Here is a 22,357-nt window from a genome sequence, read left to right as displayed (position 1 = left end):
CAGGCTCATATCTGCTTCGTGGAAATGGAACCCGCTTTCCCTGAAAAGGTTTTCAAAGGGGCGTTCCAACCACCCATTGTGGGAGAAGAAACATGCGTAAGATCATCCTATTCGGCCTGATGGCGGCGGCCGCCATGCCCGGGATAGCCGCAGCGCAATCGCACGGCGAATTGCGGCATGACCGCCGCGAACTCCGTCAGGAACAGCGCGAGCTGAGAGATGCTCAACGTCATGGCGACCGACGCGACATTCGCGAACAGCGCCGTGACGTGCGCGAAGCCCGGCAGGAATATCGCGAAGACTGGCGCGATTATCGTCGCACCCATCGCGATGTCTATCGTGGCGGCAACTGGCGCGCGCCGTTCCGCTATTCATCCTGGAGCGTCGGCGCGCAGCTCCGCCCGTCCTATTACAGCTCGCGCTATTATATCAGCGACCCCTCGCGCTATCGTCTGTCCCGTCCGGGCGCCAACCTGCGTTGGGTAAGACATTATAACGATGTCTTGCTGGTGAATGTCCGCACCGGCCGCGTGGTCCAGGTCAATCGCGGCTTCTTCTGGTAAGACTTCGAGCCTACCAGACTCAGGAACGGCCCCGGCAATCCGGGGCCGCTTTCTGTTTCGGGAGACCCCGATGGCCGCGCCGGCCGTTTCCAACCAGGCGCGGCCGATGACGAGCGCTAGCAGCGCCACCAGTCCGAAAGGGGGGTGGACCGCCACGCTGAACGTGCATCCGGACCCAAGGTTCCTTTGCCCGGTTGTCAGGCGGCAGCCAGTGCCTGCGCGATAAGCCGGCGGCTGTTTTCGATACCGTAAAGCGCGATGAAGCTGCCCATGCGCGGGCCCTGATCGGCTCCGAGCAGCGTTTGGTAAAGCGCTTTGAACCAGTTGCGCAGTTCGGCAAAACCAAAGGCCTCGTCCTTGCCGATGGCATAGACGATATTCTGGATATCCTCGGCCGATCCCCCGGCCGGAAGCGCCGCCAGCTCATTATCCAGCCTGCGCAGCGCCGCGGCTTCATGGGGCTCGGGCGCGCGGAGGCAAAGCGTCGGCGCCACGAAATCGCGATGATAGGCCAGTGCATGACCGATCAGCGCGTCGAGTTCGGGATAGGTCGCCGCGTCGGCATCGGCGACATAGTTGCGCAGATAGCCCCAGACCTGATCGGCGGTCGCATCGCCCATCACGCCCACCAGATTGAGCAGCAGGCCGAACGTCACCGGCAGCTTGCCGTCGGGAAGCTTGCCATCATGAATATGGTGAACGGGATTGCCGAGCCGCTGCTCGATCGCCTGCCCCTCATAATTGCCGCGGAACTGCCAATATTCGTCGATCGCGCGCGGGATAACGCCCATGTGCAACTGCTTGGCTTTTTTAGGCTCGCGATAGGCGTAGAAGGCCAGGCTTTCCTGTGGGCCATAGGTCAGCCACTGGTCGAGGCTGAGGCCATTGCCCTTGGACTTGGAGATTTTCTCGCCCTTTTCGTCGAGGAACATCTCGTAATTGAAGCCTTCGGGCGGGCGCGCGCCCAGCGCCCGGCAGATGCGCGAACTTTGCGTGACCGAATCGATGAGATCCTTGCCCGCCATTTCATAGTCTACGCCGAGCGCCACCCAGCGCATCGCCCAGTCGACCTTCCATTGCAGTTTGGCTCCACCCGACAGGATCGACTGTTCGATAGTCTCACCTTCATCCTCGAAACGGATCAGGCCGGCGTCGGCATCGATCACTTCGACCGGCACCTGAAGCACGATACCGCTTTTCGGGCTGATCGGCAGCACGGGGGAATAAGTCGCCTGCCGTTCCTTGCGCAGGGTCGGGAGCATGATGTCCATTATGTCCTGATACTGGCGCAGGACGGTCTTGAGCGCGTCGTCAAAGGCTCCCGACCGATAGCGGTCGGTCGCGGAGACAAATTCATAGTCGAAGCCGAAGCGGTCGAGAAAGTCGCGCAGCATCGCATTATTGTGATGCGCGAAGCTTTCATGCGTCTCGAACGGATCGGGCACCTGAGTCAGGGGTTTGCCCAGATGTTGGGCCAGCATGTCCTTGTTGGGCACATTGTCGGGCACCTTGCGTAGGCCGTCCATATCGTCGCTAAACGCGATCAGCCGGGTCGGCACATCCGACAGCGCGTGGAAGGCGTTACGTACCATCGTCGTCCGCAACACTTCGTTGAAGGTTCCGATATGCGGCAAGCCCGAAGGGCCATAGCCGGTCTCGAACAGCACATATCCTTTTTCCGGCGCCGCCGCCGGATAGCGCTTGAGGAGCTTGCGCGCCTCTTCATAAGGCCAGGCCTTGGAGGATAAGGCAGCGGAACGGAGTAAATCAGAAGCGGTCATGGGCCAAGCCGATAGCCTCGGGGAGCAAAAATTGGAACGCTATTCGATAGCAAATCCACGTTAAGAATCGATCGCATCTTTAGCATTCATTAACCCTGTGGAACGATAATTGTCCTACTGGAGGCCCAATGCAGATCATCCGCAGCCGCGAACGCATCATCGTCGATATCCCGATCGTGATCACGACGGTGCTCGACTGCATGGAGGGCGCCATCGTCGACCTCAGCGAAGGCGGCGCGCAGGTGGTGGGGTGCAGTCTGCCCCCCAAAACCCAGTGCCAGCTGGATATGGACGGCCACATCGTATTCGGCACGGTGCGCTGGTCGGAAATCGACCGGATGGGCATCCGCTTTCCCTATGAACTGCATGATGGTCCCTTGCTGGAACGACTGGAGATGGCCCGTGCGGCCATGCGTGCGGCCGCCGGATTTCAAAGTCGCGGCGTCAGGCCACTCCTTGCCACAGCTCCCCAGGGTGGATTCGGGCGGCGTTCCGCCTGATTCGCCGCTCTTCGGCCTATTTTCGGTTTCCCTTTTGTTCCTGCTGGCTTAAGCCGGCCCAGTGATCGATCCCGCCAATCTGCCCGCCTTGCATGCCAGTCATGGCGGTATCTGGTTGCGCGAAGACGGCAGCACCCATGCGCTCGCCAAAGGACAGGCCATCGCGCGCGCGGCGGAGACTCCGACCTTGCTGCTCAATGCGCCACTGACTGGCCAGCGGCTCGGCTATCCCGACCTTAATGGCCTCGACATTCTGGAATTATGGGCTTTTGTCCACCCCGCCCGCTTCCTGGTGCCGACGCCCAAAGGGCTGGCCGAGGCGCTGAACCTCACGCGGCCGGCGGGCGAAGGTGATATTCCAGCGCTGTTGCAGGCCGCGACGGTCGAGCTGCTGGCGCGTCTTGAGTCGCCGGACTGGACGGAGCGTGAAGGCAGCTGGACGGCCGCACAAACGCTGCATCGCCTGCGCTGGACGTGGGCGCCGCTGGTAGCCCCCCGCATCGTCCGGCCGCGTGAGGCCGAACGCTGGCTGTTCACCAAATTGCCCGAATGGGAAGAGGTCGCCACCCGCCCTGCGCCGCGCTCGATCACGCTTGGCGAAGATGCCGTGCTCGCGCGGCTGGATTTGCTGACCGGCCAGGGCGCCGAAGCGCGGGCCGGCCAGCGCGCTTATGCCGCGGCCGCCGTCGAACCATTTCGACCGCGCGCACACCGGGACCAGCCCAATATGCTGCTCGCGGAAGCCGGCACCGGAATCGGCAAGACCCTAGGCTATCTTGCACCCGCGTCGCTCTGGGCAGATCAGGCGCAAGGCACGGTATGGGTTTCCACTTACACCAAGGCGTTGCAACGCCAGCTTGACCGGGAATCCCTGCGTCTGTTCCCCGACCCGGTGATCGCCGCGAAGCGGGTGGTAGTGCGAAAGGGCCGGGAAAATTATCTCTGCCTGCTCAATCTGGAAGACGCGCTGCAAGGCGGCTTTGCCGGCCGCGCCGCCATATTGGCGCATCTGGTTGCGCGCTGGGCGGCCTTTACCAAGGATGGCGACATGGTCGGCGGCGACCTGCCCGGCTGGCTGCCCACCCTGTTCCGGCGCAATGGATCGACCGCGCTGACCGACCGTCGGGGCGAGTGCATCTATGCCGGCTGCCCGCATTATCGCAAATGTTTCATCGAACGGTCGGCGCGGGCATCGGCAGACGCCGATATCGTCATCGCCAATCATGCGCTGGTGATGATCAACGCCGCGCGGGGTCGCGAGACGGGACAGCGGCCACAGCGGATCATCTTCGACGAAGGCCACCATCTATTCGACGCCGCCGATTCGACCTTTTCCACGGCCTTGTCCGGACAGGAGGCGATTGAGCTGCGTCGCTGGATCATCGGGCCGGAGGGCAATGCGCGTGGGCGGCGGCGTGGCCTTGCGGCGCGGCTGTCCGATCTTGCCAGCTATGACGAGGAGGGCGGCGAGGCGATCCGCGCCGCCGGGACCGCCGCGCAGGCGCTGCCGTCGGACGACTGGTTGAAGCGGGTCATCGCTGGCGAACCCTATGGCGCGATCGAACGGCTGCTGGGCGCGGTGCGCGGCACAGTCTATGCGCGAGCCGCCGAAACGGGTGAGGCGGACGCGGGCTATGGGCTGGAGACCGAACTGGCCGAGCCCGATGGGCCACTGGTCGACGCCGCCCAGGAAGGCGCGCAGGCGCTCGATACGCTGCTGCGTCCTTTGGCGCGACTCGCCAAGCGGCTGGAGGCGGTGGTCGAGGATGCGCCCGACTGGCTGGACGGCGCGGCACGCGCGCGGATCGAAGGGGCGATAGCGTCGCTGGGCTGGCGGCGTGACCTGATCAGCGCGTGGCTCGCCTTGCTCGCGCGAATAGGTGGCTCGGCCGACGCCGATTTCGTCGACTGGATGACCGTCGACAGGGCCGAGGGCCGCGAATATGATATCGGGCTCCATCGCCACTGGCTCGATCCCACGCGGCCGCTTGCTGAAACCGTGCTGAAGCCCGCCCATGGCGTGCTCGTGACCTCGGCCACGCTCAAAGGCGGCGGCGACTGGAGCAATGCGGAAGACCGCAGCGGTGCCACCCACCTGCCCCAGCGCGCGACCCGGTTCGAGGCCCCCAGCCCATTTGATTACGCCGCCCGCGCCGAAGTGTTGATCGTCACCGACATCAAGCGCGGCGACATCGGCGCATTGTCGGGCGCCTATGCGCGGCTGATCGAGGCAGCGGGAGGGGGTACGCTGGGGCTTTTCACCGCAATCCGGCGGCTGCGCGCGGTGCATGCACGCATCGCCGACCGGCTGGCGCGCGGCGGTTTGCCGTTGTACGCCCAGCATGTCGATCCCATCGACACCGGGACGCTGGTCGATATTTTCCGTGACGACCCGCGCGCGTCGCTGCTCGGGACGGACGCATTGCGGGATGGCGTGGACGTACCGGGCGATTCACTGCGGCTGGTGGTGATGGAGGGGGTGCCCTGGTCGAAACCGACGGTGCTGCATGCCGCACGACGGCTGGCTGGCGGGGGCTCCGCCTATGACGACCGACTGATCCGCGCGCGGCTGGCACAGGCCTTTGGCCGCCTCATCCGCCGCGCTGAGGACCGGGGACGATTCGTTATCCTGTCGGCGGCCATGCCGAGCCGATTGCTGTCCGCCTTTCCACCGGGCACACCGGTCCGCCGCCTGACGCTGGACCAGGCAATCATCGCGGTCAGCGCGGATTCGCGCAGCGACCGTCTTGGCGAAGACATGTCCTTAGTGCATCAGGGTTCCGAATCGGGTAGGCCTGATCTGGAGCAGAGATGAAACGGCTGACCTTGTTGCGTCACGCAAAATCGGACTGGGACGATCCGGTGGCGCGCGACTTCGACCGCCCGCTCAACCAGCGCGGGGAGAAGGCGGCGCGACTGATCGGCCAGTTCGCGCGCGCCCGCCAGATGCATTTCGACTTAGCCATCGCTTCGCCTGCCGTTCGCGTCGTCGAAACGCTCAATCATTTCTATGCTGGCTATGGGACGATCTTGCAGCCTCGCTGGGACCGCCGCATCTATCTCGCTTCCGTGGCGACCCTGATGGATATTCTGCGCGACCTGCCCGACAGCGCCGACACCATATTCGTCGCGGGTCACAATCCAGGGCTTGAGGAACTGGTTCTCGACCTCGTGCCCGATGACGGCGCCAGCCAGTTGCGCGAGGACGTGGAAGTCAAGTTCCCGACCGCCAGCCTCGCCGTGCTGGACCTCACTATCGATCGCTGGTCGGACGTCGCAGAAAACAGCGCGACCTTGGTGGGGTTCACCCGCCCGCGCGACCTTGATCCTGCTTTGGGTCCGGAGACGCGCTGATCGCTATGCCCGCGACCCCTATTCTCTGGCGGCACGCCGACGAAGCGGATGCCGCAGCACTTTCGATTTTGGGCGGAGCCACCTTCCTCGCCAGCTTTGCCCATGATCATCCCGGAGACGCGTTGCTCGCCCATATTCGCAGCGCGCATGGCGAGGCCTATTATGAGGCAGCGCTCGCCCATCCGGCCTGCACGGTCCTGATCGGCGAAACCCCGCTCGGCGCGCCTGTGGGCTATGCGCTGATCACCCAGCCCGATCTGCCGATCGCGACGCATGAAGGCCGCGATCTGGAACTCAAGCGGATTTATCTGCTGGGCGGCTGGCAGGGCGGGGGCAATGGCGATGCGGTAATGGAACTGGTGATCGCCAATGCGCTCGCCCGCCGCGCTGATCGGCTGCTGCTGGCGGTCTATCCGCAAAATGATCGTGCACGTCGCTTCTATGCCCGCCACGGGTTCGAACAGATTGGCGAGATGACCTTCATGGTCGGCGACGTCCCTTTTCGCGACCTCATCTACGCCCGCAAACTTTAGCCGGGGGCACCATCGTCGATCGCGGCAGCCAATGCGGCGCGGATGGCGACAAGGCGGTTCACAAAGTCATTGTCGGATGGCCGTACCGCGGGCGGCTCGACCAGGACGGCGCCATCGGTCAGCGCTTTTTGCGCGCCGCGCACCGTAAAACCTTCAACATTGAGCAACTGGTTGATCCTGCGCGCGAGCACGACGTCGGCAGGTCGATAATAGCGGCGATTGCCCGATCGCTGCAGAGGGCGGAGCGCGGGAAAGCGGGTTTCCCAATAGCGCAGGATATGCTGGGGCACGGCAAGCTCGCCGGCCAGTTCACTGATTGTCAGAAATGCACCGTCTGCCTTTTCCATGACAACGATGTTGCACCCACAGCGGCCTCTAGGTCAACTATGGTAAATCGATGTAAAGGCAGGAAAACAATCCTAGCCGCCGGCGACCCGCTCCCGCATGGTCTGGCTGGCGCGAAAGGTCAGAACCCGGCGCGGCTCGATCGGCACTTCGACCCCTGTTTTGGGGTTACGGCCCATACGCTCGGTCTTGTCGCGCAGGACGAACGTGCCGAAGCTCGAGATTTTCACATTTTCGCCCCGGGCAAGCGCGGCGCACATATGGTCAAGGATAGATTCGACGAGCGACGCCGCCTCCGCTCGCGACAAACCGACATTGCGGTTTACGCTCTCCGCCAGATCAGCACGTGTCAGGGTTCCGCCACCGGTCATGAGTCCCCCACCTTTCCCGCCGCCAGATCATCGCAATCGATGACCGGTTGCGAATGTGCTGCATCCGGTTCGATTCGGCAAGGATCGTTACACATAACGATGCATTATTTTGTTGCAGTGCGACGAAGCGTTGCCCTGGCGCGTCCGTTCATACCCTCAGCACACAAGCGCCCCAGGTGAAGCCCCCACCCATGGCTTCCAGAACCAGTAAATGGCCCGGCTGCACCCGCCCGTCCCGCACCGCAGCATCCAGTGCGAGCGGCACGGAGGCGGCAGAGGTATTCGCGTGCCGATCCACGGTCATCACCACGCGCTCGGGCGATAATTTAAGCTTGCGCGCCGTCGCGTCCAGGATGCGGGCATTGGCCTGATGCGGGATCAGCCAGTCGATATCGGATGCGGGAAGGCCGGCGAGAGCCATCACCTCAGTCAGGACCGAAGCGAGATTGACGACGGCGTGGCGGAACACCTCCTGCCCCTTCATCCGCAGCTTGCCGACCGTTCCCGTCGTCGAAGGACCGCCATCGACATAGAGGAGCTGGTTGTGACGGCCATCGGCGTGCAGCTTGGCGGCAAGAATGCCGCGCGCGCCATCCTCGCTCTCTTCCGCCCCCAGCACGATCGCGCCCGCGCCGTCGCCAAACAGCACGCAGGTCGTGCGGTCTTCCCAATCGAGGATGCGGCTGAAGGTTTCGGCGCCGATGACGAGCGCGCGATTGGCCGCGCCCGACCGGATCATACTATCGGCGACCGTAACGGCATAGAGGAAGCCCGAACACACCGCAGCGACATCGAAGGCCACCCCGTCGTTTATGCCGAGCGCCGACTGGACGATGGTGGCGCTGGCGGGAAAGGTCTGGTCCGGCGTGGCGGTGGCCAGGATGATGAGGTCGATCGCGCTGGCTTCCAGTCCGGCGGCGGCCAGCGCCGCGCGGGCCGCGTCGGTCGCGAGGCTCGCGGTCGTCTCGCCTTCGCCCGCTATATAGCGGTTACGGATGCCGGTGCGCTCGACGATCCATTCGTCGCTCGTGTCGACGGTCTTCGCCAGTTCGGCATTGCTGACGGCACGCGCGGGCAGGGCAGAGCCCGTGCCCAGAAGGACGGAACGACGGATCACTTGGCGGGCATCTCCAGACGCGGTGCGTTGGCGGAGGCCGCCTCGATATTGGCGACGTCGGCAGCAATCCGACGGGTGATATCCTCCTCCAATAGGCGCGCGGCAACATGCACCGCATTCGCCACACCCTTGGCGTCGGCATTGCCGTGGCTCTTCACGACCACGCCGTTAAGGCCGAGGAAAACCGCGCCATTATGATTATTGGGATCAAGATGATGCTTGAGCAGATGCATCGCCGGCTTGGAGATCAGGAAGCCGATCTTGGACCGCACCGAACTGGTAAAGGCCTTGCGCAGCAGATCGGTGACGAACCGCGCCGTCCCTTCCGCCGTCTTGAGCGCGACATTGCCGGAAAAGCCGTCGCACACGACAACGTCGGTGTCACCGCGCCCGATCTTGTCGCCTTCGGTGAAGCCCTCGAACGACATGGGCAGCGCCGTCGCGGCGCGCAGGATCGCGGCGGCGTCGCGAATCTCTTCGGTGCCCTTCATATCTTCGGTGCCGATATTCATCAGCCGAACGCGCGGGCGTTCGAGGTCGAACGCGATGCGGGCATAGGCCGCGCCCATCACGGCAAACTGGACGAGGTTGCGCGCATCACATTCGGTGTTTGCGCCGAGATCGAGCATGATGACGTCATTGTCGCCGAGCGTCGGCAGCATCGCGGCAAGCGCCGGCCGGTCGATGCCAGGCATGGTGCGCAGCGCCACCTTGGCCATCGCCATCAGCGCGCCGGTATTGCCGGCCGATACGGCGGCGCCCGCTTCGCCAGCCTTCACGGCCGCGATCGCCATGCTCATCGAGCTGGTCTTCTTGCGGATGGCCACGCCCGGCTTGTCGGTCGGTTCCACCACCGAATCGGCGTGGAAAACTTCGGATGCCGCCCGTAAATTGGGGTGACTCTCCAGCGCGGCGTTGATCTGCGCTTCGTCGCCGAACAACGAGAAGCGCAGCCCTTCATGACGGTGGCGGGCGAGCGCAACGCCCGCCATCATGACGCGCACGCCTTCATCCCCGCCCATCGCGTCGATTGCGATTCGCGGCTGGCTGGACACGTCAGGTCACCTTTACGAAAGGAGGAACTCTTTACGCCCCGACAGCGAGAATTTCGCGGCCGTTATAATGGCCGCACGCGCCACAAAGATTGTGCGGACGCTTGAGTTCGCCGCAATTAGTGCATTCGTTGAACGTGTCGACCTTCAGCGAATCGTGGCTGCGGCGCATGCCGCGCTTGGAGGGGGAAGTTTTCCTTTTGGGGACAGCCATGTCGGCACCTGTTTCCGTGAGCTAAATCTGGTTATGCGACTGACCGGTTCCGAATGGAAAGCTGACGGCGCTAGGGCCGCAGACCCATGCGGCCCGGATGATCGCGAAGCCATGCGCCTATAGCGTTTTTTGCCTCCCGTGCAAGTCCTTCCTTGCCGCATCCGGCGGCGCGCCTATGCTGCACCGATCGGGAGTTGGACTGGAAGGTCAGGGAAAATCATGTTGCTGCCGATCACGCTGACGCTGGCTGCCGCCTGCGCGCTCATCAACCTGTGGCTGGCCGTTCGCTGCACCCTGTTGCGAATGGCGACCAAGACGCTGCATGGCGACGGCGGCGATCCCCGGCTGGCGCGACGCATGCGGGCGCATGCCAATTTCACCGAATATACCCCGATCATCCTCATCCTGTTCGCGCTGATCGAGCTGGCGAACGGCGCGTCGATCATCCTGTGGGCCGGCGCGGCGATCTATGTCGCCGCACGGCTTGCGCATGGCGTCGGCATGGATGGCGCTGGCGAAGGTCCGCATCCCATGCGCGCGATCGGCGCGACGGCAACCTGGCTCGTGATGCTGGCGCTCGCCTTCGCCGCGCTCTACGTCGCCTATAGCGCGACCCGCGCACTGCCCGCCCCGCCGGCGATGGCCCAGGCGGAGCCAACCTCGCCTTAGCCGAACACCGAATCCGCGACAAAGCTGTTTGTCCGGCGCTCATGCGCGAAATTGCTCATGGGACCGTGGCCGGGCACAAAGGCGGTCTCGTCGCCCAGCGGCCACAGCTTGCCGGTGATCGAATCTATCAACTGCTGGTGATTGCCGCGCGGAAAGTCGGTGCGGCCGATCGATCCCTGAAACAGCACGTCGCCCACGATGGCAAGCTGGCTCGGGCGATGGTGAAACACGACATGGCCGGGCGTGTGTCCGGGACAATGGATGACGTCGAGCGTCAGATCGCCGACCGTCACCTGATCGCCATCGACGAGCCAGCGATCCGGCTCGAAGGTTTCGCCCTCCAGGCCGAAACTATTGCCGCCGCCGCCCAGCTGTTCGATCCAGAAGCGGTCACCTTCATGCGGCCCCTCGATCGGCACGCCTAGTTCCTTGGCCAGGATGCCGGTCTGGCCGCAATGATCGACATGGCCGTGCGTGACGAGCAGCTTTTCGATCGTTACGCCATGCTCGGCCGCCGCTGCCTTGAGCCGCGGCAGATCACCGCCCGGATCGACGAAGGCTCCGCGGTTGGTAGCGGTGCACCATAGCAGAGTGCAATTCTGCTGGAACGGGGTGACAGGCACGATAGCGGCCTTGAGCGGGGGCATGGTCATCGACGGGATGTGGCGGACGTGTGCGGTCAGTGCAAGGGGTGGGTGTTGGCCCGCTTACTCGGCGCCTTCCAGCGCCAGCGGTTCGGCGAGGCTGATGCCGTCCAGCACCTTGGCCGTTTCGTCGCGGACGCGCAGCATGACGCGGTGCAGGCGGCATTCGCTTTCGGGCAGGCAATTGGTGCAGGTCTCGTGCGCGAATCGGCTGGCGCAAGGTGTCAGCGCCAGCGATCCGCGAGTCAGGCGAACGATATCGCCATAGCTGATGTCGACCGGGGCGAGCGCCAGCCAATAGCCGCCATCGCGGCCGCGCTGGGTCGCGACCAGCCCCTCGCGCGCCATTTCGGACAAGATGACGGTGAGGAATTTGGCCGGGATATTCTGCCGCGTCGCGATCTCATTGAGCGGCACCGGACCCTGGCGGTAACGGTCGGCAAGATGCTGGAGGGCGCGGATGGCGTAACGGGTCTTTTGCGAAAGCATGATGCCGTTATTCGCCGGGCCGCCGGATTTGGCAAGCGGGGTCTATCAGTCCTTTGCGCCGCCCTTCTACGGAACCGGCTTTTCCAGCGCGGCGCGCGCCTGTGCGGGGAAGTCGCTGAAAATCGCGTCGACACCGGTCGCGGCGACGGCGCGGACATAGGTTGGGAAATCGCCCCGACCGCGCTCGTCGTCGGCGCGCTGATATTGCGGCGGGAGGAAGCTGTTCTCCATCCGCAGCGTCCAGGCATGCACCTGCAGCCCCGCCTCATGGGCCTGGCCGACCAGCGCGGTTGCGCCTTCGGGCGCGAGGACCAGCGCGACCGATGGCCCGATGCCATCGGCATAGCCGGCAATGGCCCTGAGCCCCTCGATCGTCAGCATGTCGGCATAGGTCGTGCCGGGCTGGTCGGCGGGGCCACCCTGCGCGTCGACGAGCTGGATGAGGCGCAGGCGCGAGACGGCGCGGATCGCCTTGAGGTTACCGACCTCGAAGGACTGGATGAAGACCGGGTCGGCCTCCGTCGCATAGCCATATTTGCCGAGCAGATCGAGCAGCGCCGCCTGGTGCGGCAGGCCGATGCCGGCGAAATAGCCCGGATGCTTGGTTTCGGGATAGATGCCGATGCGCCGTCCGGCCTCCGCCTCCTTGGCGCGGACCAGCTCCAATATCTCTTCAAAGGTGGGGATCGGGTAGAGACCGTCGAAACGCTTGTTGGCGGGGCGCAGCTCGGGCAAGCGCTCGCGGGCGCGCAGGGTGCGCAGCTCGGCGAGGGTGAAATCTTCGGTGAACCAGCCGGTCACCGGGTGGCCGTCGATCGTCTTGGTGGTCGCGCGATCGGCGAACTCGGGATGGACGGCGACATCGGTGGTGCCGCCTATCTCATTTTCATGGCGGGCGACGAGGATGCCGTCTTTGGTCAGAACGAGGTCGGGTTCGATATAGTCGGCACCCTGATCGATCGCGCGTTCATAGGCGGCGAGCGTATGTTCGGGCCGCTCGCCGCTGGCGCCGCGATGGGCGATGATGAAGGGATCGGCGAGAGCGGGGGTCATGGTCAGCAGACCCAGCAGGAGAAGGCAGGAGCGGAGCAATCCGCTCACGCCTTCACCCCTTGCAGCGCATTTTCATAAGTCGTCGCCTTGAACCCGATGATCGTTTCCCGGCCGGTGTCGAGGATCGGCCGCTTGATCATCGACGGGTTGGTGATCATCAGCAGGATGGCCTTGTCCGCGTCGATGTGCGCCCGGTCGCCTGAATCCAGCGCCTTGAACGTCGTGCCCGAGCGGTTGAGGATGGTTTCCCAGCCATGTTCCATCACCCAGTCTTCCAGCTTCGCCTTGTCGACGCCGGACACCTTATAATCATGGAAATTATAGCTGACGCGTTCATTGTCGAGCCAGTTGCGGGCCTTCTTGATCGAATCGCAATTTTTGATGCCGTACATGGTAATCATGGGATTCAACCTTTGAAGGCGGTGACTTCGATTTCGATCTTCATTTCCGGCTTGATGAGGCCGACGACGACGCAGCTGGCGGCGGGGCGGATGTCGCCAAACACCGAAGCGGTCGCATCGCCCAGATCGTCCCAGTAAGACGGGTCGGTGATATAATAGGTGACGCGCACGACGTCGGCAAAGGAAAAGCCCGCATCGTCGAGCGCCTTGCCGATGACCTTGAGCGCATTGCGCCCCTGTTCCACGACACTTTCGGGCATCGTTTTAGTTTCGGGATCGGAGCCGGTGGTGCCGGCGACGAAGCACCAGTCGCCCTGGACGACCGCGCGCGAATAGCCGACCTGCGCCTCGAACGGCGAGCCGGAGGAAATGAGCTGGCGGGGCATGGAGAATCCTTGTTGCAGTGCGAAGGAGGATCGCGGGGCTCTTGCGCTCTCGCGTCCGGGCTGTCCAGCGGTTTCAGGGAACGGCTGTGCCGACGGACCGTTGAGCAAGGCATAACTCAAGGAGACGCATGATGGACCGCCCGAGCGACGAGCGCCTGCCCGATATCGATGAAGAAAATGCCGAGCAGGATGAGCGCGGCACCCAGGCCAATGACGTCGCCGACGATGCGCGGTTGCGGCAGACCGACCTGTCGCAGGACAGCGAGCGCGGCGGCCGCAGCAATCCGGCGCAGATCATCCCCGATGACGTGCCGGACCTGGTCGACAAGATGAAGGAAATGAACCGATCCGGCCGGATCGACAATGGCGCTTTCGAAGGCGAGCCGCAGCTCGACGATGAGGAAAGCGCGCTGGGCGAGACCGACGATCTGGACGATGATGACGGGCTGACCGTGATCGACGATCTGGCGGAGGATTGAGTCGCGCGGGCTTAACTTCGCATAATTCCCGCATATTTCGCCCATTTATTGCGCGGCGTTGATCCTATCGGAAAGTCGCGGGTGAACGATGGGAAAGAGCCGGCGCGGAACATAGCATGGCCCGGCGCGAATAGGACAGTGCGCCTACCGGTCCGTTCCGGCGGAAAAACGGAGCGGGTTTAACGGGCTGTTTCCCAGTGCTGCGCTAATCCTCGCGCCATGGTTCGCCCCTCTCCTTTCCGCCGCCGCCGGTCGCGCGTCCTTTCCGGCCGCGCGCTTCTTTATGCGATTTCTCTAGGGCTGATGATCGGCTGGTACGCCCCGCAATGGCGCGCCGATCCGCCATGGGAGCGGGCCAGGCCCTGGTCCGCACCGGTGAGCGCGCCCGCCGCCTCGTCGGACATGCTGTCCGCCCGCTTTGGCTTTTGCCACAGCGGCGGCGGCGTCGATTGCGTGGTCGATGGCGATACATTCTGGTTCCGGGGCGACAAATACCGGATCGCCGATATCGATACGCCGGAAACGCATGGACCGCGCTGCGCCGCCGAGGGCGCGCTCGGGGCGCGGGCGACGATGCGGCTTCAGGATTTGCTGAATGCCGGGCCGTTCACGCTGGAGAGCGGGGATAGGGACACCGATCGCTATGGCCGGGCGCTGCGTGTGGTGACGCGGGATGGCGCGTCGATCGGCGGGATGCTGGTGGCCGAGGGGCTGGCGCGGACATGGGACGGATCGCGGCATCCATGGTGTTGAGGCTGGCCTGATGTTGAAGCCGGGCTGGTGCTGATGAAAGGGCGGAGGCGCTCGGAGCGCCCCCGCCCTTCTCAGCTCAACGGCAGTTCAGGCTGCCGCGATCGACTTCGCGGCCAAGCAGCGCGCCGGCACCGCCGCCGATCAATATGCCCGCCGTGTTCGAGCGGCCGCGATCGAGCTGGCTGCCCAGCAGGCCACCCAGGGCCGCGCCGACGATCAGGCCGGTCGTGCCATCCGAGCGACGGCAATAATATCTGTCGTCATAGCCACGATAGATGCGGGTCGAACGGTCGACGCGGATCGGCGCATAGCCGGACCGATAATAGCGGTCGGGCCGGTAATAGCGGCCATAGCGCGGATCGGGACGGTTATGGTCGTACCGATAGACGATGGCGCCCGGACGGCGGAAATTGTCGCGGTCGCCCCGGCGGTCATGGCGGCGATCATCGCGCCGGTCATCCCTGCGGTCGGCCCAGCGATTGTCGCGGCGCTCGTCACGGCGCTCCGCGCGACGGTCGTTACGGTCGTCCCGGCGATCATCACGCCGGTCCTGACGATCTTCGCGGCGGTCTGCGCGATCCTGCCAGTTCTGGCCGGGCTGAGCGAAAGCGGGGGTGGCAGCGAGGCCGCCCAGCGTCATCGCGCCTAATGACAGCGCGGTGATCGCGCCCTTGATCGGAAATCGCATGGGTCCTGCTCCTTGTTTTTGTGAGAACATGCGAAGCTAGAACCCGGCGGCGATGCAATTGTTTCATGAACGCAATAAAACAGGGCGTTCATCGGGGAGGTGTTAGTGCGGGGCGGGCCTCGGCTGTCGGATTTTTTCGCGCAGAGGCGCAGAGGAGGCGGAGAGATGGTGCTTACCGCCCTTTTGGTTTGGCCCATCATTATTGGGTTATGACGCGATGACATCAGCTTGATATTCTTTGTTCCCTAGCCGACGCCGGGGTCCAGAGTTTACGAGGCGCAGTGCTTTGGGAACCCTGGACCCCGGCGTCCGCCGGGGAACAGTGTAGACAGGTCGCGATCGACGCCTTTGACGACAGGATAACGATTTGCTTAAACGTCATCCCGCTCCCCTGGGGGGAGTTCCCTCTTATCTCCGCGTCCTCTGCGCCTCTGCGCCTCTGCGCGACAAAATAATTCAAGGCCGGCGCTACAGAGCGTTGGCTATATCTTGACGCTGCTGCGGGATGAGGCCGTCCGTGGCGCTACTGTCACCCTGCCCGCTTTTATCGTCGGAGGTCCCGACGAACTGGATCGCGGTGAGGCAGACGAGGATCGCCCACAGGATCGCCATCCAGCGGCTGGTGAAGAGCGAGCGGAGGCGGACGCCGATGAGCATGGGGCAGGATAAGGGGGCGGGGTTAAGGAGGGTGGCGGGGCATCCTCACTGCTCACACATATTCATGCTGCGAACTAAGAGCATCTGCTCCAGCGTCATAATATCGCAACATCCTAAGAGCTGAGAACCATCTCTCCGTATGATAGGACGTTGCTTTAATTTCTACCCATGTTTAGCAGGGACGAAAATGATGAGGAATTGATATGGCGGGTGTGGAGAATGTTGAGGCGGTTCTAAAGGAAGCAGACGCATTTTGCGTGAATGGAACGGCGAAGCTTTACGGATTTGAACAGGACGAATATTTCCGCCAGATTCTACAGAATCCTGGCCTCGACGTAGCTTTCCATAATCCGCTTTTCAGCCAGGTCGCTGCCGCGCTGCCTGGGAACGCCACGATCATTGATATCGGTGCCAATATCGGGTTAACGACCATTCCGTCTTCCCGGTATCTGCCCCAAGGCCGCGTTATATCCATCGAGCCGTCGCCAAAGATCTTCTCGGCTCTGGCGAAAATGACCTCCGCAAATGGCCTGAAAAATGTCACCCTTGTGAATAAATGCATCGGCGAAGTTGCCGGCCAAGTGCCGTTTGTGGAGAATTTTGATTTTCTGGCAGGGAGCTATGCTGGCTCGGATGCACGCGAAGAATCGACTGTGATGGTTGAAATGATTACTCTCGACAGCCTGGTTCGTTCAGAAAGACTCGATCGCATAGATCTTATAAAGATCGATGTAGAGGGCTTTGAACTGGATGTTCTTAAAGGTGGATCATTCACACTCGATAATTATAATCCGATTTTTGTTATGGAATTTAATTCTTTTGCTTTGACGGCTAATAGAAATCTTTCTCCACGCGCTCTTCTTGACTTCATTCTGGATCGATTTGGATCGTTTTCAGTGCTCCGCCAGGGTGAGAAATACAGGATATCGACTGCTCGTGCAGTGCGCGACTTTATATATGCAAACATGGCAATGTATGGTTGTGTAGAGGATATAGTTTTCGGGAACGAAACCCTCATCTCGGAGATTTCCGCATAACCAGGGTCAGGATCTGTTAAATCACCTGCGGTAAAGGCGATTGGTTGAATTGATGGCGGCGCAGGGAGGCGTTGTCATGAGTGATTTGATCTGGTTTACGGCAGCGGAGATGAGGCGGATCGAACCATTTCCCCTTGTCGCACGGAGTGCCATGGGTCGCTGATCGTCGGATCATCAGCAGGATCATCTTCGTGATCAGGAACGGCCTGCGGTGGCGCGATGCATCTGCTGACTATGGCCCTGAGCGAAGGGCAGATGAGCGACGGCAAGGGTTCTGCTCTCTGCTGGATGCGTTGCCCAGGGCCGAAGCTCTGCTCGGTGATCGAGGCTATGACGCCGACTGGTTCCGCAAGGCGCTTGCGGATCGCAACATCAAACGTCTGCATCCGTCAAAGAAGAACTGCAAGATCCAGATCCAACACGATGCCGCACTATATCGCCAGCGCCAGGATCAAGAACATGTTCGGCAGGCTGAAGGACTGGCGGCGTATCCACACCCGCTACGACCGATCTACCCACAGTTTCATGTCCGCCATCTGCATCGCAGCCACCGTCACCTTCTGGCTCAATCAATGAGTCCTGAGCTTAGATCGGGGGGTCTTAAAGGTGGCGAAAACTCACGATTTAATCGTGTCTGCTTTTCATGCGGGCGTGCCCTTTCTAAGGTTTTGACGTTGGCAGCAACCGTCCATTCCTTTGGCGGAAAGAATGGGCGCTTTCGCCGATAGCGCCCCCCTGCCTCACTCCGCCGCGATCCCCGCCGCCCTGAACATATCCGGGTCAACCTCATCCGCGTTGGCCGGTTCGCTGCGCACCTTCCTGCGGTCGAAGGCGTCCCATACCTCGTTCCACTGGCCGCGCGTCGCGCCCTTTGAATATTCGGTGGCGCGGGTTTCGAAGAAATTGGCGTGTTCGACGCCGTTCAGCAGCGGGGCGAGCCAGGGGAGCGGGTGCTCGTCGATCATGTAGATCGGCTTGAGGCCGAGCTGGCCCAGCCGCCAGTCGGCGATGTAGCGGACATATTTCTTGATGTCCTTGGGCGTCATGCCGGGCACCGGCCCCATTTCGAAGACGAGATCGACGAACGCGTCCTCGATCCGCACCGTCTTGTGACACATGTCCATGATGTCGTCCTTGACCGCGGGGGTCAGGCACTGGCGCTCGGCGCAGAAGGCGTGGAACAGCTTGATGATGCCCTCACAATGCAGCGTCTCGTCGCGCACCGACCAGGTGACGATCTGGCCCATGCCCTTCATCTTGTTGAAGCGCGGGAAATTCATCAGCATCGCGAAGGAGGCGAAGAGCTGCAAGCCTTCGGTAAAGCCGCCGAACATGGCGAGGGTGCGGGCGATATCCTCGTCCGTGTCGACGCCGAACTGTTGCAGATAGTCATGCTTGTCGCGCATCTCCTTATATTGGAGGAAGGCGCTATATTCGCTTTCGGGCATGCCGATCGTGTCGAGCAGATGGCTGTAGGCGGCGATATGGACCGTTTCCATATTGCTGAACGCGGTCAGCATCATCTTGACCTCGGTCGGCTTGAACACGCGGCCATATTTTTCATGGTAGCAATCCTGCACCTCGACGTCCGCCTGGGTGAAGAAGCGGAAAATCTGGGTCAAAAGGTTGCGCTCATGATCGGACAGCTTTTGCGCCCAGTCGCGGCAATCCTCGCCGAGCGGCACTTCCTCGGGCAGCCAGTGCAGCTGCTGCTGGCGCTTCCAATATTCATAGGCCCAGGGATATTCGAAGGGCTTGTAGACCTTGGAGGCTTGGAGAAGGGACATGAGGGCAGCTCCGCGTTAATGGGTGGGCGCAACCTGCGCGGGGGCGAGGCGTTCAACGCCCGTCACCCCCGACATAGGAGCATAAAAATGGTCGATCTGAGCCAAATCAAGGAACATGCCGAAATCATCGGCGCCGACGGCGTGCATGTCGGCACCGTCGATCATGTCGATAGCGACCGGATCAAGCTGACCAAGGCGGACAGCGGCGAAGGGTCGCATGAAGGGCATCACCACTATATCAGCCAAGGCCTGATCGCCGCCGTCGAGGAGGACGGGACCGTGCGCCTTTCCGCCAATGGCGACGTCGCGGTGACGTTCGAAGAGGAAGCGTGACGGCGCGGGCGCGGCAGCCAAAGCTGCTGCGCCCGGCTTCAATGCGTCACTGGCAAGCGAGGCATTCGTCATAATCGGTGCTCCCGCCGGCCAGTTCGAATTTGGGCGCGTCGATCGTGTTGTCGGCCTCCACGCCGCCCGCGAAACCGGCGCGCTGCACGGACTTGGAACGCAGATAGTAAAGCGACTTGATCCCCAGTTCCCATGCGCGGAAGTGGAGCATGAGCAGGTCCCATTTTTCCACATCGGCGGGGATGAACAGGTTCAGCGACTGCGCCTGATCGATATAGGGCGTGCGGTCGGCGGCGAGTTCGAGCAGCCAGCGCTGGTCGATCTCGAAGCTGGTCTTGAACGTGTCTTTCTCCTCGGACGACAGGAAGTCGAGATGCTGGACCGATCCGCCATTTTCCAGGATCGAGTTCCAGACATTGGTCGAATCCTTGGCCTTTTCGACCAGCAGCTTTTCCAGATAGGGGTTCTTGATCGAGAAGCTGCCCGACAGGGTCTTGTGGGTGTAGATGTTCGCCGGGATCGGCTCGATACAGGCGGAGGTGCCGCCGCAGATGATGCTGATCGAGGCGGTCGGCGCGATCGCCATCTTGCACGAGAAACGCTCCATCACGCCCATGTCGGCGGCGTCGGGGCACGGGCCGCGCTCGACCGCGAGCTGCATCGAGGCTTCGTCGACCTGCGCCTTGATATGTTTGAACATGCGCAGGTTCCACGATTTGGCCATCGCGCCCTCGAACGGGATGCCGCGCGCCTGGAGGAAGCTGTGGAAGCCCATGACGCCAAGTCCGACCGACCGTTCGCGGGTCGCGCTATATTTGGCGCGCGCCATTTCGGGCGGGGCGCGGTCGATATAGTCCTGCAGCACATTGTCGAGGAAGCGCATGATATCCTCGGCAAAGAGCTTTTCGTCCTTCCATTCGTCCCAGGTTTCCAGATTCATCGACGAGAGGCAGCAGACCGCCGTGCGATCATTGCCGAGATGATCGCGGCCGGTGGGCAGGGTGATTTCCGAACAGAGGTTCGAGGTCGACACTTTGAGACCGAGGTCGCGATGATGTTTGGGCATCGTGCGGTTCACGGTGTCGTTGAACACGATATAGGGCTCGCCGGTGGCGAGGCGGGTTTCGACCAGTTTCTGGAACAGCGAACGGGCGTCGACCTTGCCGCGTTCCGACCCGTCCTTGGGGCTGCGCAGAATGAATTCAGCGCCGTCGCGCACCGCTTCCATGAACTCGTCGTTCAACAGGACGCCGTGATGGAGGTTCAGCGCCTTGCGGTTGAAATCGCCACTGGGCTTGCGGATTTCGAGGAATTCCTCAATTTCGGGATGCGACACGTCGAGATAGCAGGCGGCGGAGCCGCGACGCAGGCTGCCCTGGCTGATCGCCAGCGTCAGGCTGTCCATCACGCGGACGAAGGGGATGATGCCGCTGGTCTTGCCGTTGAGGCCAACCGGCTCGCCGATGCCGCGCACGCTGCCCCAATAGGTGCCGATGCCGCCGCCGCGCGAGGCGAGCCAGACATTTTCGTTCCAGGTGTTGACGATGCCTTCCAGGCTATCGTCGACGCTGTTGAGATAGCAGCTGATCGGCAGGCCGCGCCCGGTGCCGCCGTTCGAGAGCACCGGCGTGGCGGGCATGAACCAGAGGCGCGAAATATAGTCGTAGACGCGCTGGGCATGATCCTGATCGTCGGCATAGGCGGCGGCGACGCGCGCGAACAGATCCTGATAGGATTCGCCGGGCAGCAGATAGCGGTCGTTGAGCGTGTCCTTGCCGAATTCGGTCAGCAGCGCGTCGCGCGACGAATCCGTCACGACGGCAAAGCGCCGTTCCTGCACGGTCGAGGAGGTCATCGCAGGCGTCGCCGGCTTCACCGGGTCGGGCGCGATCGCGTCCATCAAATCTTCCATCACGGTCGCCACGTCGCCTGCACCACCTTGTTCGCTGTTCCGAAAATCCATATCCGCCCCCGAATGTTCCCGTTTCGTTCGATTCGGTCAAGCCAGTCCGGGGCGAGCCGCAGACAATAGCATGAATCCCAACATAACGGCATGGCAAAGGGACCAACCTGGCCGATTACCGGGATGAAAATCCCGGCCCGCCGAAAAATGTCATCAGCGGTCAATCACAAGCTGTTGGGTAGCCCCTGTCACCCCGATACAAGGGATAGTGCCACAGCGCCCCGTGCGATCAAGAGGGTAAATGACAGTTCAGGGACTTTAGAGCCTACCCTGCCCGGCCCCGTCGATAGTCGCGATACGCGGTGCGATGCAGCGACGCGCGGAGTTACTAGGCACCCGCAAATCGCAAGCTGCAAATCGCCGCCGAAAAATAAATTTGCCTTGCCACCTAAATGCGTCGGCAGAAAAATCCGCGCGCATCGAACATGGCGTAACTGTCCCGAAACCGATTTTGCACCTGCCGTCCCGCCAGGGCATATAGCCCGATCCCGGCCACGCCCTTTGCGGGAGTTTTGTGAACCATGCTTTTCTACTATCACCCGCTGTCATCCTATTGCTGGAAGGTGCTGATCGCGCTGTATGAGAATGCAACGCCCTTCACCCCCGGGATGATGGAGGATGACGGTATCGCGCAGGAATGGAGGACGCTGTGGCCGATCGGCAAATTCCCGATCCTAATGGATGGCGACAGGTTGGTGGCCGAGGCGAGCATCATCGTCGAATATCTGGGACAGGCCGCGCCCGGCCCGTTCGTGCCGATCCCCGCCGATCCGGACACCGCCCTGGAAGTGCGGCTGATGGACCGATTGTTCGACAATTATGTGATGGCGCCGATGCAGGCGGCGGTGGCGGACCGGATCAGGCCCAATGGCGTGCCGAAAGATCCTTTCGCCGTCGAGCAGGCGATGGCCCTGCTCGCCAAAGCCTATGACCTGATCGAAGCGCGGATCGCCGGGCGTCACTGGGCGGCGGGGGCGGATTTCAGCCTGGCCGATTGCGCGGCGGCCCCGGCGCTATTCTACGCCGATTATGTCTTGCCCTTCCGCGACAGCCATCCAGAGCTTGGCGCCTATATGGCGCGGCTGGAAGCGCGACCCAGCTTCGCGCGGGTGCTGGAAGAGAAGGCACCTTATTTCCATTATTTCCCGTTCGCCGATGCCAAGGGCGCGCGCTGAA

At 62.5% G+C, this 22,357-nt stretch carries 26 protein-coding genes and 1 pseudogene; 12 read left to right on the top strand and 15 right to left on the bottom strand.

What is annotated here, in order from left to right; all coding sequences use genetic code 11:
- The first annotated feature begins 92 nt into the window (after nt 1-92).
- Complete coding sequence (locus tag WG907_RS01690) at nt 93-563, top strand: RcnB family protein (protein ID WP_340230835.1); 471 nt, start codon at nt 93-95, stop codon at nt 561-563.
- A gap of 197 nt (nt 564-760) precedes the next feature.
- Here WG907_RS01690 and WG907_RS01685 read toward each other — a convergent pair whose 3' ends face one another.
- Nucleotides 761-2,344 carry a lysine--tRNA ligase gene (locus WG907_RS01685; protein WP_340230834.1) on the bottom strand — a complete coding sequence of 528 codons (1,584 nt, stop codon included), beginning with the start codon at nt 2,342-2,344 and terminating at the stop codon, nt 761-763.
- A gap of 128 nt (nt 2,345-2,472) precedes the next feature.
- Here WG907_RS01685 and WG907_RS01680 point away from each other — a divergent pair, with 128 nt between their 5' ends.
- The 4 genes from WG907_RS01680 to WG907_RS01665 all read left to right on the top strand — a co-directional run bounded on the left by WG907_RS01680 (nt 2,473) and on the right by WG907_RS01665 (nt 6,731).
- Nucleotides 2,473-2,844 carry a PilZ domain-containing protein gene (locus WG907_RS01680; RefSeq protein WP_340230833.1) on the top strand — a complete coding sequence of 124 codons (372 nt, stop codon included), beginning with the start codon at nt 2,473-2,475 and terminating at the stop codon, nt 2,842-2,844.
- 61 nt (nt 2,845-2,905) lie between these two features.
- Nucleotides 2,906-5,659 (top strand): ATP-dependent DNA helicase, encoded by a 2,754-nt coding sequence (locus WG907_RS01675; RefSeq protein WP_340230832.1) that lies wholly within the window; start codon nt 2,906-2,908, stop codon nt 5,657-5,659.
- A complete protein-coding gene (locus tag WG907_RS01670; protein ID WP_340230831.1) occupies nt 5,656-6,198 on the top strand; it encodes a SixA phosphatase family protein in 543 nt (180 codons plus the stop codon). Before WG907_RS01675 ends, WG907_RS01670 begins: the two co-directional genes overlap by 4 nt.
- A gap of 5 nt (nt 6,199-6,203) precedes the next feature.
- On the top strand, nt 6,204-6,731 hold the full coding sequence (locus WG907_RS01665; RefSeq protein ID WP_340230830.1) for a GNAT family N-acetyltransferase: 528 nt from the start codon (nt 6,204-6,206) through the stop codon (nt 6,729-6,731).
- Here WG907_RS01665 and WG907_RS01660 read toward each other — a convergent pair.
- The 5 genes from WG907_RS01660 to rpmF form a co-directional block, all read right to left on the bottom strand.
- A complete protein-coding gene (locus tag WG907_RS01660) occupies nt 6,728-7,078 on the bottom strand; it encodes a MerR family transcriptional regulator (RefSeq protein WP_340230829.1) in 351 nt (116 codons plus the stop codon). The two genes, WG907_RS01665 and WG907_RS01660, sit on opposite strands and share 4 nt — an antisense overlap.
- Nucleotides 7,079-7,150: 72 nt before the next feature.
- The gene (locus WG907_RS01655) at nt 7,151-7,447 is read right to left on the bottom strand and encodes an integration host factor subunit alpha (protein ID WP_340230828.1); all 297 of its coding nucleotides are present in this window, start codon (nt 7,445-7,447) and stop codon (nt 7,151-7,153) included.
- Between the two features lie 148 nt (nt 7,448-7,595).
- Nucleotides 7,596-8,564, bottom strand: coding sequence for a beta-ketoacyl-ACP synthase III (locus tag WG907_RS01650; RefSeq protein WP_340230827.1), 969 nt, complete (start codon nt 8,562-8,564; stop codon nt 7,596-7,598).
- Nucleotides 8,561-9,586: a phosphate acyltransferase PlsX gene (gene plsX / locus WG907_RS01645; protein ID WP_340231791.1), complete on the bottom strand. Its 1,026-nt coding sequence runs from the start codon at nt 9,584-9,586 to the stop codon at nt 8,561-8,563. The genes WG907_RS01650 and plsX overlap by 4 nt, the downstream gene beginning before the upstream one ends.
- Nucleotides 9,587-9,650: 64 nt before the next feature.
- A complete protein-coding gene (gene rpmF, locus WG907_RS01640; protein WP_340230826.1) occupies nt 9,651-9,830 on the bottom strand; it encodes a 50S ribosomal protein L32 in 180 nt (59 codons plus the stop codon).
- Between the two features lie 219 nt (nt 9,831-10,049).
- On the opposite strand from rpmF, the gene WG907_RS01635 reads away from it, so the two are divergent.
- The gene (locus WG907_RS01635) at nt 10,050-10,499 is read left to right on the top strand and encodes an MAPEG family protein (RefSeq protein WP_340230825.1); all 450 of its coding nucleotides are present in this window, start codon (nt 10,050-10,052) and stop codon (nt 10,497-10,499) included.
- Here the strand turns inward: WG907_RS01635 and WG907_RS01630 are convergent.
- The 5 genes from WG907_RS01630 to WG907_RS01610 all read right to left on the bottom strand — a co-directional run bounded on the left by WG907_RS01630 (nt 10,496) and on the right by WG907_RS01610 (nt 13,472).
- Nucleotides 10,496-11,152 carry an MBL fold metallo-hydrolase gene (locus WG907_RS01630; protein WP_340230824.1) on the bottom strand — a complete coding sequence of 219 codons (657 nt, stop codon included), beginning with the start codon at nt 11,150-11,152 and terminating at the stop codon, nt 10,496-10,498. The genes WG907_RS01635 and WG907_RS01630 overlap by 4 nt on opposite strands.
- Before the next feature lie 54 nt (nt 11,153-11,206).
- On the bottom strand, nt 11,207-11,632 hold the full coding sequence (locus WG907_RS01625; protein ID WP_340230823.1) for an RrF2 family transcriptional regulator: 426 nt from the start codon (nt 11,630-11,632) through the stop codon (nt 11,207-11,209).
- 66 nt (nt 11,633-11,698) lie between these two features.
- A complete protein-coding gene (locus tag WG907_RS01620) occupies nt 11,699-12,685 on the bottom strand; it encodes a glycerophosphodiester phosphodiesterase (protein ID WP_340231790.1) in 987 nt (328 codons plus the stop codon).
- Between the two features lie 44 nt (nt 12,686-12,729).
- A complete protein-coding gene (locus WG907_RS01615) occupies nt 12,730-13,086 on the bottom strand; it encodes an ArsC family reductase (protein ID WP_340230822.1) in 357 nt (118 codons plus the stop codon).
- A gap of 5 nt (nt 13,087-13,091) precedes the next feature.
- Nucleotides 13,092-13,472: a RidA family protein gene (locus tag WG907_RS01610; protein ID WP_340230821.1), complete on the bottom strand. Its 381-nt coding sequence runs from the start codon at nt 13,470-13,472 to the stop codon at nt 13,092-13,094.
- 131 nt (nt 13,473-13,603) lie between these two features.
- On the opposite strand from WG907_RS01610, the gene WG907_RS01605 reads away from it, so the two are divergent.
- Together WG907_RS01605 and WG907_RS01600 are read left to right on the top strand one after the other, a co-directional pair.
- Nucleotides 13,604-13,951 (top strand): hypothetical protein, encoded by a 348-nt coding sequence (locus WG907_RS01605; protein WP_340231789.1) that lies wholly within the window; start codon nt 13,604-13,606, stop codon nt 13,949-13,951.
- Between the two features lie 219 nt (nt 13,952-14,170).
- Nucleotides 14,171-14,704 carry a thermonuclease family protein gene (locus WG907_RS01600; protein WP_340230820.1) on the top strand — a complete coding sequence of 178 codons (534 nt, stop codon included), beginning with the start codon at nt 14,171-14,173 and terminating at the stop codon, nt 14,702-14,704.
- 76 nt (nt 14,705-14,780) lie between these two features.
- On the opposite strand, the gene WG907_RS01595 is transcribed toward WG907_RS01600, so the two are convergent.
- Nucleotides 14,781-15,392 carry a glycine zipper 2TM domain-containing protein gene (locus WG907_RS01595; protein WP_340230819.1) on the bottom strand — a complete coding sequence of 204 codons (612 nt, stop codon included), beginning with the start codon at nt 15,390-15,392 and terminating at the stop codon, nt 14,781-14,783.
- Nucleotides 15,393-15,860: 468 nt separating this feature from the next.
- Entirely contained in the window at nt 15,861-16,049 is a 189-nt protein-coding gene (locus WG907_RS01590) for a hypothetical protein (RefSeq protein ID WP_340230818.1), read from the bottom strand.
- A gap of 203 nt (nt 16,050-16,252) precedes the next feature.
- Here WG907_RS01590 and WG907_RS01585 point away from each other — a divergent pair, with 203 nt between their 5' ends.
- Together WG907_RS01585 and WG907_RS01580 are read left to right on the top strand one after the other, a co-directional pair.
- Nucleotides 16,253-17,086 carry an FkbM family methyltransferase gene (locus WG907_RS01585; protein ID WP_340230817.1) on the top strand — a complete coding sequence of 278 codons (834 nt, stop codon included), beginning with the start codon at nt 16,253-16,255 and terminating at the stop codon, nt 17,084-17,086.
- Between the two features lie 76 nt (nt 17,087-17,162).
- Nucleotides 17,163-17,662 (top strand): annotated as a pseudogene (locus WG907_RS01580) (transposase).
- Between the two features lie 164 nt (nt 17,663-17,826).
- Here the strand turns inward: WG907_RS01580 and WG907_RS01575 are convergent.
- The gene (locus tag WG907_RS01575) at nt 17,827-18,873 is read right to left on the bottom strand and encodes a ribonucleotide-diphosphate reductase subunit beta (protein ID WP_340230815.1); all 1,047 of its coding nucleotides are present in this window, start codon (nt 18,871-18,873) and stop codon (nt 17,827-17,829) included.
- A gap of 87 nt (nt 18,874-18,960) precedes the next feature.
- Between WG907_RS01575 and WG907_RS01570 the strand changes: the two genes are divergently transcribed.
- Nucleotides 18,961-19,206 carry a DUF2171 domain-containing protein gene (locus WG907_RS01570; protein WP_340230813.1) on the top strand — a complete coding sequence of 82 codons (246 nt, stop codon included), beginning with the start codon at nt 18,961-18,963 and terminating at the stop codon, nt 19,204-19,206.
- Between the two features lie 46 nt (nt 19,207-19,252).
- On the opposite strand, the gene WG907_RS01565 is transcribed toward WG907_RS01570, so the two are convergent.
- Nucleotides 19,253-21,181, bottom strand: coding sequence for a ribonucleoside-diphosphate reductase subunit alpha (locus WG907_RS01565; protein WP_340230812.1), 1,929 nt, complete (start codon nt 21,179-21,181; stop codon nt 19,253-19,255).
- A gap of 521 nt (nt 21,182-21,702) precedes the next feature.
- On the opposite strand from WG907_RS01565, the gene WG907_RS01560 reads away from it, so the two are divergent.
- Nucleotides 21,703-22,356 (top strand): glutathione S-transferase family protein, encoded by a 654-nt coding sequence (locus WG907_RS01560; RefSeq protein WP_340230811.1) that lies wholly within the window; start codon nt 21,703-21,705, stop codon nt 22,354-22,356.
- Nucleotide 22,357: the final 1 nt, after the last annotated feature.

It is taken from the genome of Sphingobium fluminis (assembly GCF_037723805.1).
Classification (GTDB): Bacteria; Pseudomonadota; Alphaproteobacteria; order Sphingomonadales; family Sphingomonadaceae; genus Sphingobium.
The sequence above is the reverse complement of the archived record's forward strand: the minus strand, read 5'-3'. Positions and strand labels throughout refer to the sequence as shown.

Bases quoted from the DNA above. Each gene is read 5' to 3' on its own strand.
- WG907_RS01690 (WP_340230835.1), top strand. From the start codon at position 93: ATGCGTAAGATCATCCTATTCGGCCTGATGGCGGCGGCCGCCATGCCC.
- WG907_RS01685 (WP_340230834.1), bottom strand. From the start codon at position 2,344: ATGACCGCTTCTGATTTACTCCGTTCCGCTGCCTTATCCTCCAAGGCC.
- WG907_RS01680 (WP_340230833.1), top strand. From the start codon at position 2,473: ATGCAGATCATCCGCAGCCGCGAACGCATCATCGTCGATATCCCGATC.
- WG907_RS01670 (WP_340230831.1), top strand. From the start codon at position 5,656: ATGAAACGGCTGACCTTGTTGCGTCACGCAAAATCGGACTGGGACGAT.
- WG907_RS01665 (WP_340230830.1), top strand. From the start codon at position 6,204: ATGCCCGCGACCCCTATTCTCTGGCGGCACGCCGACGAAGCGGATGCC.
- WG907_RS01660 (WP_340230829.1), bottom strand. From the start codon at position 7,078: ATGGAAAAGGCAGACGGTGCATTTCTGACAATCAGTGAACTGGCCGGC.
- WG907_RS01655 (WP_340230828.1), bottom strand. From the start codon at position 7,447: ATGACCGGTGGCGGAACCCTGACACGTGCTGATCTGGCGGAGAGCGTA.
- plsX (WP_340231791.1), bottom strand. From the start codon at position 9,586: ATGGGCGGGGATGAAGGCGTGCGCGTCATGATGGCGGGCGTTGCGCTC.
- rpmF (WP_340230826.1), bottom strand. From the start codon at position 9,830: ATGGCTGTCCCCAAAAGGAAAACTTCCCCCTCCAAGCGCGGCATGCGC.
- WG907_RS01635 (WP_340230825.1), top strand. From the start codon at position 10,050: ATGTTGCTGCCGATCACGCTGACGCTGGCTGCCGCCTGCGCGCTCATC.
- WG907_RS01630 (WP_340230824.1), bottom strand. From the start codon at position 11,152: ATGACCATGCCCCCGCTCAAGGCCGCTATCGTGCCTGTCACCCCGTTC.
- WG907_RS01625 (WP_340230823.1), bottom strand. From the start codon at position 11,632: ATGCTTTCGCAAAAGACCCGTTACGCCATCCGCGCCCTCCAGCATCTT.
- WG907_RS01620 (WP_340231790.1), bottom strand. From the start codon at position 12,685: ATGACCCCCGCTCTCGCCGATCCCTTCATCATCGCCCATCGCGGCGCC.
- WG907_RS01615 (WP_340230822.1), bottom strand. From the start codon at position 13,086: ATGATTACCATGTACGGCATCAAAAATTGCGATTCGATCAAGAAGGCC.
- WG907_RS01610 (WP_340230821.1), bottom strand. From the start codon at position 13,472: ATGCCCCGCCAGCTCATTTCCTCCGGCTCGCCGTTCGAGGCGCAGGTC.
- WG907_RS01605 (WP_340231789.1), top strand. From the start codon at position 13,604: ATGGACCGCCCGAGCGACGAGCGCCTGCCCGATATCGATGAAGAAAAT.
- WG907_RS01600 (WP_340230820.1), top strand. From the start codon at position 14,171: ATGGTTCGCCCCTCTCCTTTCCGCCGCCGCCGGTCGCGCGTCCTTTCC.
- WG907_RS01595 (WP_340230819.1), bottom strand. From the start codon at position 15,392: ATGCGATTTCCGATCAAGGGCGCGATCACCGCGCTGTCATTAGGCGCG.
- WG907_RS01590 (WP_340230818.1), bottom strand. From the start codon at position 16,049: ATGCTCATCGGCGTCCGCCTCCGCTCGCTCTTCACCAGCCGCTGGATG.
- WG907_RS01585 (WP_340230817.1), top strand. From the start codon at position 16,253: ATGGCGGGTGTGGAGAATGTTGAGGCGGTTCTAAAGGAAGCAGACGCA.
- WG907_RS01575 (WP_340230815.1), bottom strand. From the start codon at position 18,873: ATGTCCCTTCTCCAAGCCTCCAAGGTCTACAAGCCCTTCGAATATCCC.
- WG907_RS01570 (WP_340230813.1), top strand. From the start codon at position 18,961: ATGGTCGATCTGAGCCAAATCAAGGAACATGCCGAAATCATCGGCGCC.
- WG907_RS01565 (WP_340230812.1), bottom strand. From the start codon at position 21,181: ATGGATTTTCGGAACAGCGAACAAGGTGGTGCAGGCGACGTGGCGACC.
- WG907_RS01560 (WP_340230811.1), top strand. From the start codon at position 21,703: ATGCTTTTCTACTATCACCCGCTGTCATCCTATTGCTGGAAGGTGCTG.